The sequence below is a fragment of the Streptomyces aurantiacus genome, from assembly GCF_027107535.1.
Lineage (GTDB): Bacteria > Actinomycetota > Actinomycetes > Streptomycetales > Streptomycetaceae > Streptomyces.
In genome coordinates, this window is record NZ_CP114283.1 from 3,423,313 (window position 1) to 3,436,211 (window position 12,899).

12 protein-coding genes are annotated in these 12,899 nt (G+C 70.4%); 5 read left to right on the plus strand and 7 right to left on the minus strand.

Going from position 1 to position 12,899, the window contains the following annotated elements:
* The first annotated feature begins 36 nt into the window (after positions 1-36).
* A complete protein-coding gene (locus O1Q96_RS16955; protein WP_269248971.1) occupies positions 37-1,749 on the plus strand; it encodes a peptide-N4-asparagine amidase in 1,713 nt (570 codons plus the stop codon).
* 143 nt (positions 1,750-1,892) lie between these two features.
* Complete coding sequence (locus tag O1Q96_RS16960) at positions 1,893-3,350, plus strand: cation:dicarboxylate symporter family transporter (protein ID WP_269248972.1); 1,458 nt, start codon at positions 1,893-1,895, stop codon at positions 3,348-3,350.
* A 117-nt stretch (positions 3,351-3,467) separates the two neighbouring features.
* On the opposite strand, the gene O1Q96_RS16965 is transcribed toward O1Q96_RS16960, so the two are convergent.
* Positions 3,468-4,016 (minus strand): MarR family winged helix-turn-helix transcriptional regulator, encoded by a 549-nt coding sequence (locus tag O1Q96_RS16965; protein WP_269248973.1) that lies wholly within the window; start codon positions 4,014-4,016, stop codon positions 3,468-3,470.
* 95 nt (positions 4,017-4,111) lie between these two features.
* On the opposite strand from O1Q96_RS16965, the gene O1Q96_RS16970 reads away from it, so the two are divergent.
* Both O1Q96_RS16970 and mltG read left to right on the plus strand, forming a co-directional pair.
* Positions 4,112-5,911 carry an ABC transporter ATP-binding protein gene (locus O1Q96_RS16970; RefSeq protein WP_269248974.1) on the plus strand — a complete coding sequence of 600 codons (1,800 nt, stop codon included), beginning with the start codon at positions 4,112-4,114 and terminating at the stop codon, positions 5,909-5,911.
* A 43-nt stretch (positions 5,912-5,954) separates the two neighbouring features.
* Entirely contained in the window at positions 5,955-6,800 is an 846-nt protein-coding gene (gene mltG, locus O1Q96_RS16975) for an endolytic transglycosylase MltG (RefSeq protein ID WP_269248975.1), read from the plus strand.
* Between the two features lie 120 nt (positions 6,801-6,920).
* Here the strand turns inward: mltG and O1Q96_RS16980 are convergent, their stop codons facing one another.
* The 5 genes from O1Q96_RS16980 to O1Q96_RS44460 all read right to left on the minus strand — a co-directional run bounded on the left by O1Q96_RS16980 (position 6,921) and on the right by O1Q96_RS44460 (position 11,211).
* Positions 6,921-8,042, minus strand: coding sequence for an NAD(P)-binding domain-containing protein (locus O1Q96_RS16980; protein WP_269248976.1), 1,122 nt, complete (start codon positions 8,040-8,042; stop codon positions 6,921-6,923).
* Between the two features lie 65 nt (positions 8,043-8,107).
* Positions 8,108-9,139, minus strand: a complete 1,032-nt coding sequence (locus tag O1Q96_RS16985) for an ABC transporter substrate-binding protein (RefSeq protein WP_269248977.1) — start codon at positions 9,137-9,139, stop codon at positions 8,108-8,110.
* Between the two features lie 185 nt (positions 9,140-9,324).
* On the minus strand, positions 9,325-10,128 hold the full coding sequence (locus O1Q96_RS16990) for an ABC transporter ATP-binding protein (protein ID WP_269248978.1): 804 nt from the start codon (positions 10,126-10,128) through the stop codon (positions 9,325-9,327).
* Complete coding sequence (locus tag O1Q96_RS16995; RefSeq protein ID WP_269248979.1) at positions 10,101-10,988, minus strand: ABC transporter permease; 888 nt, start codon at positions 10,986-10,988, stop codon at positions 10,101-10,103. The genes O1Q96_RS16990 and O1Q96_RS16995 overlap by 28 nt, the downstream gene beginning before the upstream one ends.
* A gap of 139 nt (positions 10,989-11,127) precedes the next feature.
* Complete coding sequence (locus tag O1Q96_RS44460; RefSeq protein ID WP_383210601.1) at positions 11,128-11,211, minus strand: putative leader peptide; 84 nt, start codon at positions 11,209-11,211, stop codon at positions 11,128-11,130.
* A gap of 339 nt (positions 11,212-11,550) precedes the next feature.
* On the opposite strand from O1Q96_RS44460, the gene O1Q96_RS17000 reads away from it, so the two are divergent.
* Positions 11,551-11,973, plus strand: coding sequence for a secondary thiamine-phosphate synthase enzyme YjbQ (locus tag O1Q96_RS17000; RefSeq protein ID WP_217456541.1), 423 nt, complete (start codon positions 11,551-11,553; stop codon positions 11,971-11,973).
* Between the two features lie 129 nt (positions 11,974-12,102).
* Here the strand turns inward: O1Q96_RS17000 and O1Q96_RS17005 are convergent, their stop codons facing one another.
* Positions 12,103-12,681 carry a TetR/AcrR family transcriptional regulator gene (locus O1Q96_RS17005; RefSeq protein WP_269248980.1) on the minus strand — a complete coding sequence of 193 codons (579 nt, stop codon included), beginning with the start codon at positions 12,679-12,681 and terminating at the stop codon, positions 12,103-12,105.
* Positions 12,682-12,899: the final 218 nt, after the last annotated feature.

The window sequence follows — 12,899 nt, forward strand, 5'->3', positions numbered from 1 at the left end:
TTGCGGCGCGGCCCAACTCCCCGTAGAACTCCGCCCATGAGAAGACGGATCATCATGTCCATGCTCGCCGGAGCGACCCTCGTGGCGAGCACCCTCCTCGGAACGGCACCAGCCCAGGCCGCCGCACCGCCCGGCCGGTCCGCAAGCACCTCCGGGCAGGCCGTCCGCCCCGCTGTGCAGGGCGTCCAGAGCCTCGAAGGCACCCGAGGCGCCCGCGCCGTCGACCCGCCGGCCGAGTTCGGGACCGACTGGCACGATCCCCTGACCGCCGCCCCGCCCGTCTCGAAGCCCGACGGCAGGTCCTGCCGAGTGACCGTGGCCGAGGCGCAGTTTCGCGACTTCACGCCCTACAAGGGCACGTACGCGCCCCCGCGCGGCTGCGGCGACCGCTGGAGCAAGGTCGTTCTGCGCCTCGAAGGCAAGGTCCAGGGACGGCAGTTCGACCGGCTGGGCTATCTGCACATCGGCGGGGTCGAGGTCTTGAGGACATCCACCCCGCAACCCTCGCCCGACGGCATCGCCTGGTCGGTGGAGAAGGACGTCACGCGCTACAGCGCCACGTTCCGCGAGGGTCACGACGTCGAGATGCTCATCGGCAACGTCGTCGACGACACGTACACGGGAATCATCGACGTCAAGGTCGCCCTGACGTTCTACGCCGCCGACGGGTCGACCGCGCCCAAGAACAGGCCGGGCAGCACACCGGACCGCGTCCTCACCCTCCGGGACGGCGCCCTCACCACGCCCCGCAACAGTGAACGCATCGTCGCCGAGGTGTACGCCACCGGGTCCGGCGGCGGCTGCGAGGAGTACTGGTACCTCACGGTGCCCGACGCCGCGCCCTACTCCTGCAAGGCCGAGGACGGCCCTTACCGCGAGGTGCAGATCAGGGTCGACGGCCGACTCGCCGGTATCGCCGCCCCGTTCCCGACGGTGTGGACCGGAGGATGGTCCAACCCCTTCCTCTGGTACGTGATTCCGGGACCGCGCGCCTTCGACATCAAGCCCGTGGAGTACGACCTGACTCCGTTCGCGGGACTGCTCAACGACGGCCGCCCTCACCGGATCGACGTCTCCGTGGTGGGCGTACCCGAGGGGCAGAGCGGATGGAGCGTCCCCGTGAACGTGCTCGTCTGGCAGGACGCGAAGAGCAGGCACGTCACCGGTGGGCTCACCGCGCACCGGGCTGGTGACCTCGCCAATTCCTCGACGTACACGCCGGGTTCGGAACACCGCCTCGACACCGGGGCCGGGCACCGGCTGACCGTGTCCGGGTATGTCGACACCTCGCACGGCCGGGTCGCGACCACGGTCGACCGCGAGCTGGCCAACACCTCCGTGCACCGGTGGACCGACGGCGAAAGCACGGACGCGCTCAAGGGGACCTGGACCGACGACGAGACGGTCACCGTGGACGGACCCGGGCCCGCCGTGATGACCCGCACGCATCGCACGTACACCATGGACGGCACCACGACGCTCGGCGCCGGCGACCGGCTGCGGACCGTCCTGTCCCTGGGGGACCGGGCGTCCGTCGTGGAGACACGCGGTGGCCGGCGCACCGCGTGGTCCCGGCTCGACGACAGTTACGCGGGTGACGCGACCTACACCGCGAACGTGCCGCGCGACCAGCGGCATGCCGTCGGCACGACGAGTGAGCGCTACCGGCTGTACGGCTCGGGCGGCTGCCACGACCGTCGCCTGGCGACCGAACAGGGCGTCCTCACCGAGGTCCGCGACGGCTGTTGACCGGCGCTCGTGTGCGGCGTGCCACATCGCGCCATGATTTACACGCCTGTCACACGGCGGTTTCCGGCGGTAGCAAACTCCCCCGATAGTGATCACCGCGGAAGCAACTTTCCGCATACCAGAAGTCTTTCGGAGGAGTGCCCGTGCCGCCGCCCGTACCGTCCCTGCCGCGACGCGCCGTACACATGCTGCGCACCTCACTGTTCGCGCAGGTCGCCTGCGCGCTCGTGCTCGGAATCGTCGTCGGAAGGTTGTGGCCGGACACGGCCACGACCTTCCAGCCGCTCGGCGACGGTTTCGTGCGCCTCATCAAGACCGTGATCGCGCCGCTCGTGTTCTGCGTGGTCGTCGTCGGCATCGCCAAGGCCGGCAACCTGAAGGCGTTCGGGCGGATCGGGTTCAAGGCGCTGATCTGGTTCGAGGTCGCCTCCACGGCCGCGTTGGTCATCGGTCTGGTCGCGGCCAACGTCTTCAGCCCCGGGTCCGGCATGAACGTCGACCCCTCGAAGCTCGACGCCTCGGCGGTCGAGGGCAAGACCGCCGGCGGTTCACTGCCCTCGACCGGCGAGTTCGTCCTGGAGGCGCTGCCGCAGAGCGCGGTCGGCGCCTTCGCCGAGAACTCCCTGCTGCAGGTACTCGTGCTGGCGTGCCTCGTGGGCGCCGCACTGCTGCACCTCGGCCACACCAAGGTGCCCGCGATCCTGCCCGCCCTCGAACAGGCGCAGGAAGTGATCTTCGCGATCGTCGGCTTCGTCATGAAGCTCGCGCCGCTCGCGGTGTTCGGCGCGATGGTGCACTTGGTCGGCGAGTACGGCCTCGGAGTCATCGAGACGTACGGCAAACTCATCGCCCTCTGCTACGCGGTCGCGGCGTTCTTCCTGGTGCTGCTCGGGGTCGCCCTGAAACTGGTCACCGGGCTGAGCCTGTGGAAGTTCGTCCGCTACACCCGTGAGGAACTGCTGCTCGCGCTGGGCACCGCGTCCAGCGAGACGGTCATGCCCCGCATGATGCAGAAACTGCGTCAGGCCGGAGCCCGTGACGACGCCGTGGGCCTGGTGCTGCCGACCGGGTACTCCTTCAACCTCGACGGCGCCTCGATCTACCTCTCCGTCGGCACCCTGTTCATCGCGCAGGCCGTGGGCGTGGACCTGAGCATCGGCCAGCAGATCACCGTGATTCTCGTGCTCATGCTGACCAGCAAGGGCATGGCGGGTGTGCCGGGTTCGGCGTTCCTCGCGCTCTCGGCGACCGCGTCCGCCCTCGGGGTCATTCCCGCCGGTGCCGTCGCGCTGCTCCTCGGCGTGGACCGCATCATGGACTCGATGCGTGTCGTCACCAACCTGCTCGGCAACTGCGTCGCCGTCTTCGCGGTCTCCCGCTGGGAGGGCGCCCTCGACACGGAACGGGCGCGGAAGATGCTCGACGGCGAGATCGCGTTCGTGGAGGAGGACACCGAGAGCGCGCCGGCAGCGGGAGCGGCGCCTGACGCGGATGCGCCCGCGCAAACGCACCGGGCCGAACGGACCGAGCGGATCGCAGAGGTCACGGCGTCGGCCGGCCAGGCGCCGATGGTCAAGGAGACCGCCGACGAGGCTGGTTGAGAGCCGGGGCCCGACGCGCCCGCTCGGCGTCGGGCCCCGTGCACTCGCTCCGCTTGGGCGTACGCTGCCGCCGAGGCCCGCCGCCCCCTTGCCCCGAGCCTGGTCGCACGGCACCGGTCAGCAGTCGAGCTTCGGCTCCTGCGCCGTGTCCGACCCGCCGACGGCCGTACCCGTACCGTTCGCCGCTGAGCCCGTCCCGTCGGGGACCGTGCCTGGCGCACCCGTCGCCGCGCCCATTCCGTCGACCAGTGTGTCCAGCAGGCCGCCGAGCACCGTCCGCTGCTCGTCCGTGAGAGGCGCCAGGATGTCCTCCGCGGCCGCCCGGCGCGCACCGCGCAGTTCCCGCAGGGCCAGTCGTCCGGCGTCCGTCAGCTCGATGCGGATGACCCGCCGGTTGGTGGGGTCGGGAACGCGGCGTACCTTGCCGCTCGCCTCCAGACCGTCGACCAGCGTGGTCACGGCCCGGGGCACCACCTCCAGCCGCGCGGCCAGGTCGGTCATGCGCGGCGGCGACCCGTAGTGGGCAAGGGTGCGCAGCAGCCGGGACTGTGCCGGAGTGATGCCGATGCCGCGCTTCTCCAGATGACGCTTCTGGATGCGGTGCACGCGGCGGGTCAACCGCAGCAGCTGCTCGGCGAGCAGTCCGTCGGCGTCGGGGGTGTTCATGCCGGGAACAATATCAGGACCTCGTTCATTGTGAGTATAGGTAACAATGAGCTATGGTCTGTCAGTCCTCGTTCTCGCACACCCCGTAGGAGCCCATGCCCCGCGACGACATCATCTGGACGCCGCCCCCCGTCGAGGCCGGACAGCCCCGGCAGGTGCGCCGCATCCTCACACTCTTCCGTCCCTACCGCGGGCGGCTGGCCGTGGTCGGTCTGCTCGTCGGGGCCGCCTCCCTCGTCTCGGTCGCCACGCCCTTCCTGCTGAAGGAGATCCTCGACACCGCGATCCCGCAGGGCCGTACCGGTCTGCTGAGCCTGCTCGCGCTGGGCATGATCCTCAGTGCCGTCCTCGGTGGTGTCTTCGGGGTCCTGCAGACCCTGATCTCCACGACGGTCGGCCAGCGCGTCATGCACGATCTGCGCACCGCCGTCTACGACCGGCTTCAGCGCATGTCGCTGGCCTTCTTCACCAGGACGCGCACCGGCGAGGTCCAGTCGCGCATCGCGAACGACATCGGGGGAATGCAGGCGACGGTCACCTCGACAGCCACCTCGCTGGTCTCCAACCTCACCAGCGTCGTCGCCACGATCATCGCGATGATCGCCCTCGACTGGCGGCTGACCGTCGTCTCCCTGCTCCTGCTGCCGGTGTTCGTGTGGATCAGCCGCCGCGTCGGCAACGAACGCAAGAAGATCACCACCGAGCGCCAGAAGCAGATGGCGGCCATGGCTGCCACCGTCACGGAGTCGCTCTCCGTGAGCGGCATCCTGCTCGGCCGGACGATGGGCCGCTCCGACTCGCTCACCCGCTCCTTCGCGGAGGAGTCCGAGGGCCTCGTCGACCTGGAGGTCCGGTCCAACATGGCGGGGCGCTGGCGGATGGCCGTCATCGGCATCGTCATGGCCGCCATGCCGGCTGTCATCTACTGGGCGGCGGGCATGGCCCTCCAGCTCGGCGGGCCCTCGGTCTCCATCGGCACCCTGGTCGCCTTCGTGTCGCTCCAGCAGGGACTGTTCCGCCCCGCCGTCAGCCTGCTGTCGACCGGCGTCCAGATCCAGGCCTCGCTGGCACTCTTCCAGCGCATCTTCGAGTACCTGGACCTGCCCATCGACATCACCGAGCCCGAGCGGCCGGTCCACCTCGACCGGATCAAGGGCGAAGTGCGCTTCGAGGGCGTCGAGTTCCGCTACGACGACCAGAGCGGCCCGATACTCGACGGCATCGACATCACGGTGCCCGCGGGCGGCAGCCTGGCCGTCGTCGGCCGGACCGGCGCCGGCAAGTCCACGCTCAGTCATCTGGTGCCGCGCCTGTACGACGTCACGGGCGGCCGGGTCACCCTCGACGGGGTGGACGTGCGCGACCTGGACTTCGACACCCTCGCCCGGGCGATCGGCGTCGTCTCCCAGGAGACGTACCTCTTCCACGCCACGGTGGCCGACAACCTGCGGTTCGCCAAGCCGGACGCCACCGACGAGGAGCTGTACGCGGCGGCGAAGGCCGCCCAGATCCACGACCACATCGCGTCCTTGCCCGACGGGTACGACACCGTGGTCGGTGAGCGCGGACACCGGTTCTCCGGCGGCGAGAAGCAGCGCCTGGCCATCGCCCGCACCATCCTGCGGGACCCTCCGGTCCTCATCCTCGACGAGGCGACCAGCGCCCTGGACACGCGCACCGAGCGTGCCGTCCAGGAGGCCGTCGACGCCCTGTCGGCCAACCGGACGACGCTCACCGTCGCGCACAGGCTGTCCACCATTAGGGGCGCCGACCAGATCGTGGTCCTCGACGGCGGCCGCATGGCCGAACGGGGCACGCACGAGGAACTGTTGGAGCGTCAGGGCCACTACGCCGCCCTGGTCCGCAGGGACGCCCAACTGGAGCCAACAACATGAAGATATGTCGAGTTTATGACGTTATGCGGGTTACCGTGCCCGCATGCAGACCTACACTCCCCCCACTCCGCCACGGAGAACGATCCGACTGACGCGCCGGGGCCGGACCGCCCTCATCGCTTCCGGCGCCGTCGTGGCGGCTGCGGCGGTCGCGGTGCCGCTTCTGAGCACGGACGACAAGAAGGAACCCCAGGCCCTGGTGATCCCGGAGGGATGGCGCTCCGGCCAGGTCTACGAGGCCATGGACAAGGTCCTCGCCCTGCCCGCGGGCACCGCCAAGAAGTCCCTGGACAAGGCGAACCTCAAGCTGCCGAACGATGCGAGCGGCAACCCCGAGGGGTATCTCTTCCCGGCGACCTATCCCATCGACAAGAAGTCGACCCCCACGTCCCTGTTGTCGTACATGGTCGACACGGCCAACAAGAAGTTCGGTGGCGGGACGGTCACGGCCGGAGCCGAGCGCAACGCGATGAACGTCTACCAGACCGTCACCGTCGCGAGCATCGTCCAGGCGGAGGCGGCCACCAAGGCGGACATGGGCAAGGTGGCCCGGGTGATCTACAACCGGCTCGACCGGGGCATGCCCCTGCAGATGGACTCCACCATCAACTACGCGCTGAACCGCAGCACGCTCCGCACCAGCCAGAACGACACACAGCTCGACAGCCCCTACAACACGTACACGCGGATGGGGCTGCCGCCCACACCGATCGCGAACCCGGGGGAGGAAGCCATGCGGGCCGCGGTCGCGCCGACGCAGGGCAACTGGCTGTACTTCGTCACCGTCAAGCCGGGCGACACCCGCTTCACCGCCGACTACGAGGAGCACAAGAGGAACGTCGCCGAGTTCAACCGCGTCAGCAAGAGCGCCCCGGCCTCGAAGGGCTGAGCCGGGCCGCGGCCACGGCGTGGTACGTGCTCACGGGGCGGACCGCGCCCCTTCGGGGGCGCGGGGAAGTGGCAGTACGCGGTTCTGTCACGGCGCTGCGGCCGGCCCCGCCTCCGCGGTTCAGCCGCCGGCCTCCACGGTGACAGGCGCGCTCCTCGGTGCGTCCGCCAGCAGCCGCCGTATGTCCCGTACGGCTCCCCGACCGGCGCGGTTCGCGCCGATGGTGCTGGCCGACGGCCCGTACCCGACCAGGTGGATCCGCGGGTCGGCGACCGCCCGGGTTCCTTCGACGCGGATGCCCCCGCCGGGCTCGCGCAGCCGCAGCGGCGCCAGATGGTCGACCGCCGCACGGAAACCGGTCGCCCACAGGATGACGTCCGCCGTCACCCGGCGCCCGTCGTCCCACTCCACGCCGTCAGGAGTGATCCGGTCGAACATCGGCAGCCGGTCCAGGACTTTGTCCGCGATGCCCTGCCGGACCGCGTCGTTGAGCGGCAGCCCCGTCACCGACACGACGCTCTTCGGCGGCAGCCCCTGGCGCACCCTCTCCTCCACGAGCGCGACCGCCTCCCGGCCCACGTCCTCGGTGAAGGGCCCCTCCCGGAAGACCGGCGGCCGCCGGGTCACCCAGGTGGTGGCGGCCGCGTACGGCGCCATCTCCAGGAGATGCTGCGTACCGGACGCGCCCCCGCCCACCACGACCACGCGCTGCCCGGCGAATTCCTGCGGACCGGGGTACTGGGCGGTGTGCAGCTGCCGCCCCCGGAAGGTCTCCTGACCGGGATAGCGGGGCCAGAACGGCCGGTCCCAGGTGCCCGTCGCGTTGATCAGCGCCCTCGTCGACCACGTACCGTCCGACGTCTCGACGAGTAGTCGGCCGCCGTCGCCCTCGCGTACCGCCGTCACGTCGACCGGCCGTCGCACCCGCAGGCCGAACTCGCGCTCGTAGGCGTCGAAGTACTCGGCGATGACCTCGGAGGACGGCCGGTCCGGATCCGCGTCCGTCAGTTCCCTGCCCGGCAGCGCGTGCATGCCGTGCACCTTGCCGTACGTGAGGGACGGCCACCGGAACTGCCAGGCGCCTCCCGCCCGCGGCGCGTGGTCAAGGACCACGAAGTCCCGCTCCGGTTCGAAGCCGGTGCGCCGCAGGTGGTAGGCGCTGGACAGTCCGGCCTGCCCGGCGCCGACCACGACGACATCGACGTCCCGCACTGCCCGCGCCTGCGCTCCGGTCTCGTTCACGCTTCTACCAACCCCGCCGATGGCGAGGATCTTCCCGGGGCTCTCGCGGACGTACGGTCACGGCGTCACGACTGCCTGGAGGGGCGGGGAGCGGTCGTGGACGGCGGCAGGTCTCCGTTGAAGCGGGTGTCCACGAAGTCACCGAAGTCGACCTTGCGCGGGATGAGCTTCAGGCCGGTGAACGTGTCCGCGATCTCCTGCTCGGAGGCGATGAGCGGTGTGTCGAGGGCGACCGGAATCCGGGTCGCGTTGGTCCGCTTCACCGAGGCCAGCGCCACCTCGTAGGGCAGCCCGGTGTCCTTCGCCCAGACCTCGGCCCACTCCTTGGGGTGCTCGTGGACCCAGTCCTGCGCGCGCCGCAGCCGCTCCAGGTAGTCGCCGATGGCCGCGACCTTCTTCTTGTCCCGGAGCGCTCCGGGCGCAGCCACCTGGAAGGTGAGGCCGTTGGTCACGTCGTCGCCGTCCGTCAGGACACGGCCCCGCCCGCCCTGAAGGACCTGGGACGTGTAGGGGTCCCAGACCGCCCAGGCGTCGACCTTGCCGGCGGTGAACGCGGCCAGTGCGTCGGCGGGCTGCAGGTACTTCACCTCGACGTCGCTGAGCTTCAGCCCGGCCTTCTTGAGCGAGGCGACCAGCTGGTAGTGCGCGGACGAACCCTGCGCCACGGCCACCGACCTGCCTTTCAGGTCCGCGGTCTTCTTCAGATTCGAGTCCCTGGGCACGAGGATGGTGTCGCCCTTGGCCCTGCCTCGGTAGCCCGCCACGATGCTGATCCTGGAGTCGGCGCCCGCCGCGAAGACCGGAGGGGTGTTGCCGACGCCGCCGATGTCGACGGCCTTGGCGTTGACGGCCTCCAGGAGTGGTGGGCCGGACGTGAAGGTCGACCATTTGATCTTGTAGTCGAGGTTCTCGAGTTCTCCGGCGGCCCGCAGCACCGCCTCCGAACCTCCCTTCTGGTCACCGACGTCGAGCGTCACGGAGCCCTTGCCGTCGGTCCTGCCGCCCGTCGAGGTGGCGGCGGACGAGTTGCCGCCGCAGGCGGCGGCCAGCAGGGCCAGCGGGAGAAGCAGCGAGGCGGGGACGAGTTGTCGTCGCATGGCGATTCCGTTCGATCGGTTCGAGTGGGGCCGGGGATTTACTGGAAGCAGCGGTGCAGCGGTGCAGCGGTGCAGCGGTGCAGCGGTGCGGATGGGCGGTACGGGCGGCACGGGCGGGGACCGAGCGGCAACCGGGAACCACCGAGGAGGAGTTCGGGGTGTCCGGGAGCGGTCGCCGGACTGGTTCAGGCGGCCTCGGCGGCCGTGTCGACGCCCAGGCGTTCCAGTAGTCCGGCGCGCAGCTCCGCGAACCGCGGGTCGGTGATGTCTCGCGGGCGGTCCAGCGCGACCGTGGTCTCGTACGCGATGACGCCCTCGTCCATCACGAGGACGCGGTCGGCGAGCAGCACCGCCTCCTCCACGTCGTGCGTGACCAGGAGCACGGCGCAGCCGCGGCGCTGCCACAGTTCGCCGACGAGCCGCTGTGCCTTGATGCGGGTCAGTGCGTCCAGTGCGCCGAACGGCTCGTCGAGCAGCAGGAGATCGGGTTCGCGCACCAACGCACGGGCCAGCGAGGCGCGTTGGGCCTCACCGCCGGAGAGTGTTTTGGGCCAGGCGTCGGAGCGGTGGATGAGGCCGACCTCGGTCAAGGCCCGCTCCGCGACGGCGCGTTCGGGCTTGCCGGGCAGGCCGAGCAGGACGTTGCGCCACACCTTCTTCCACGGCATCAGTCGGGGTGACTGAAAGGCGACGGCCTTGCGGCGCGGGACGAGCACGGTGCCTTCGATGTCGCGGTCGAGGCCGGCGAGAATGCGCAGGAGCGTGGACTTGCCGCAGCCGCTACGGCCCAGGAGTGCCACGAACTCGCCGGGTCGGACGTCGAGTTGGAGGTCGCCGATGACCGTTCGGCCGTCGAATGCCCGGGTCAGGCCTTCGACCCGTACCGCCGAGGCGGGTGACGCCCCGTGCTTCTGGGTGCTCGTCGCGGCCCGGTCGGAGCCGACAGGGGCCGTCCGGGGGCTCACCGTCCGGTGAATGTCGGTCGCCATTGCAGCAACAGCCTTTCGAGAGAGCGGACGATGAAGTCGGTCAGCAGGCCGAGGAAGGCGTAGACGACCAGGCAGACCACGATGACGTCGGTACGCAGGAAGTCCCGCGCCTGGACCATCAGGAAGCCGATTCCGGCGTCGGCGTTGATCTGCTCGGCGAAGACCAGCGCGAGCCAGGCGATGCCCAGCGAGTAGCGCAGACCGGTCATGGCGCTGGGGAGGGCGCCCGGCAGGACGACATGCCGTACGAGCCCCCAGCGGGAGAGCCCGAGGGACTCACCGGCCTCGATCAGCTGGGAGTCGACGCCGCGGATGCCGGCGTACACGTTGAGGTAGAGCGGGAAGGAGACGCCCAGCGTGATGATCGCGACCTTCGGGGCCTCGCCGATGCCGAACCAGATGATGAACAGCGGGATCAGGCCGACGAACGGCACGGTCCGCAGCATCTGGACACTCGCGTCGACCAGGTCCTCGCCGACCCGGAACAGGCCCGAGATCAGGGCGAGTCCGGTGCCGGCGACCGTGCCGAACAGCAGGCCCACGGCGACGCGCTGAAGTGAGACGCCCATGGCATGGGGCAGCGACCCGTCGGAGATCAGATCGCCGGCGACCCGTGCGATGGTGCCGGGCGAGGCCAGGACGTCCGTGGGCAACGCGCCTGTGGTGCTGAGGACTTGCCACAGGACAAGGAGGAGGGCGGGACCGGAGGTGCGGCGCAGCCAGCGGGGGACTCGGGTGCGGCGGGTCGAGGCGGGGACGATGGGTTCGAGCTCGGGCGGGGTGCGATCGGTGGGAGCAGACACCGACATGGGCGAAATATCAGCATCGAGTGAATCGGGTGGGGCATGGCTGATGCTCATGAGGGCTCCACGGCTGAGAGCGGCGGGACGAGGCGCGTGAGGAGCGCGTGCTTCAGCGGCCCGGTTTCCGGTTCACGTCAGGCGGACGTGCGGAAGCGGGGAGCTGTGACGCGGGAAGGGAAAAGCGGGTGAGGAGTCGTCAGCGGCCGGTGTGACACGCGGCGGAGGCCACCCGCAGCAGGTCGATGTGACCGCGCGTGGTGAGCAGAGCTGAACGCAACATGCGGCTGAAAGTAGCCAGCTGGACCGCGTACGGTCAATGCCGTCTCGCGGAGTGGACCCGCGTATCACGCGGCGGCGGTGTGGGCCGAGGCGAGTACGGCTGCGGGTGCGCACCCGGTGGTGGGGCCAAAAAGAGACGGACCGGCGTGAGGTCGTTCGTGGTGGCTCCCGTCGGCGGGTTGGGGCAGGTTGGGGCGGGTTGGGGCGGCATCGGGGAAGCCGAGGAAGGCTGTGGGGCGGCCGGGCCGGGGCGGAGAGAGAACCGGGGCGGTGGGCAAACCGGCGGTTCGGCGCGCGGCCGGAGCGGTGTGGAATCCGGCGGACGGGTGAGGATGGGTTCATGTCCGATTCCTTCACCACCCGTGTCCTGAACGTCGCCTCCGGTTCCGGGGAAGCGGTCGTCGACCTCACCCATGAGTGCGAGGCGTTCCTTCGCGAGGCGGCCCGTGACCGCGACGGCCTGCTCAATGTTTTCGTGCCCCACGCGACGGCCGGCGTGGCGATCCTCGAAACGGGTGCGGGCAGCGACGAGGACCTGCTCGCCGCTCTCCACACGCTCCTCCCGGCGGACGACCGCTGGCAGCATCGTCATGGAAGTCCGGGCCACGGCCGCGACCATGTCCTGCCGGCGATCGTGCCTCCGCACGCCACCCTGCCGGTGGTCGAAGGCCGCCTGGAACTGGGGACGTGGCAGTCGGTCTGCCTGGTCGACACCAACCGGGACAATCCGAACCGGCAGGTGCGGCTGAGTTTCCTCGGTTAGGCGCTCCGGCGGGGCGCCGGAGAGGGACCCCGGCCGCCGGTCACCGTGACGGGCCGGGATCGCCCTCTCGTGACCGCCGACCGGGCATGCCGGGCGCGGAGCCTGTGCGGGCCCCGCCGGCGTCCGGGGTCACCGCCCGGACGTGCCCGCGCGCAGCCCGTCCATGACGAGGTCCAGGAGGCGGGCGGCGCGCGGCTGCCAGTCCCCGTGGGGATCGAGCTGCCAGAGCCCCGCGATGGCGAGGACGAAGTCGTCCCCGGTCACTCCCGGCCGGATGGTGCCGGCCGCTTCCCCGGCGCGCAGCAGGAGTTCGGCCGCGGACGTCACCGGGGTGTGCCCCGGTCTTGCGGGGCTGCCCGGTGCGCTGGTGGCCAGCCGGATCGCGTCCGCCAGACCCGCCTTGGTCATGGCGAACCGGGCGAGGTGGTCCATCCAGTGCCGCAGGGCCCGGTCGGGCTCATGGCGTGCCAGCAGCTCGGTCGCGGCGTCGGCGACCTGCTGCATCTCGTGACGGTAGATCTCCAGGACGAGGGCCTCGCGGTTGGGGAAGTTGCGGTAGAACGTGCCCTGCCCGACGCACGCCTTCTTGGCGATCATGCTGAGCGGGGCGTCCGCGGCGAGCGTCAGCTCGGCCAGGGCCACCGCCAGGATGCGCTCGCGATTGCGCTGCGCGTCCGAGCGCAGGGGTGCGTCCTTCTTCTGCCGCACTCGTCCTCCTTGCGGGGTTCGTGGCCGAATCCCGTCCTTGCTGAGCGGACAAGTGTCCACTACGGTTTTCCGGTGAGCGGACAGCTGTCCGGTTAGGTTCACCTTAGCGATTGGGTGGCCGGCACGGACAGCGGGGGACGGTCGGCACCGGCCTTCCCTCCTCGCATCCTGCCCGCTGTCGGCCCGCCCTCGCCACACGCGGTGTCGTCTCCTCCTCC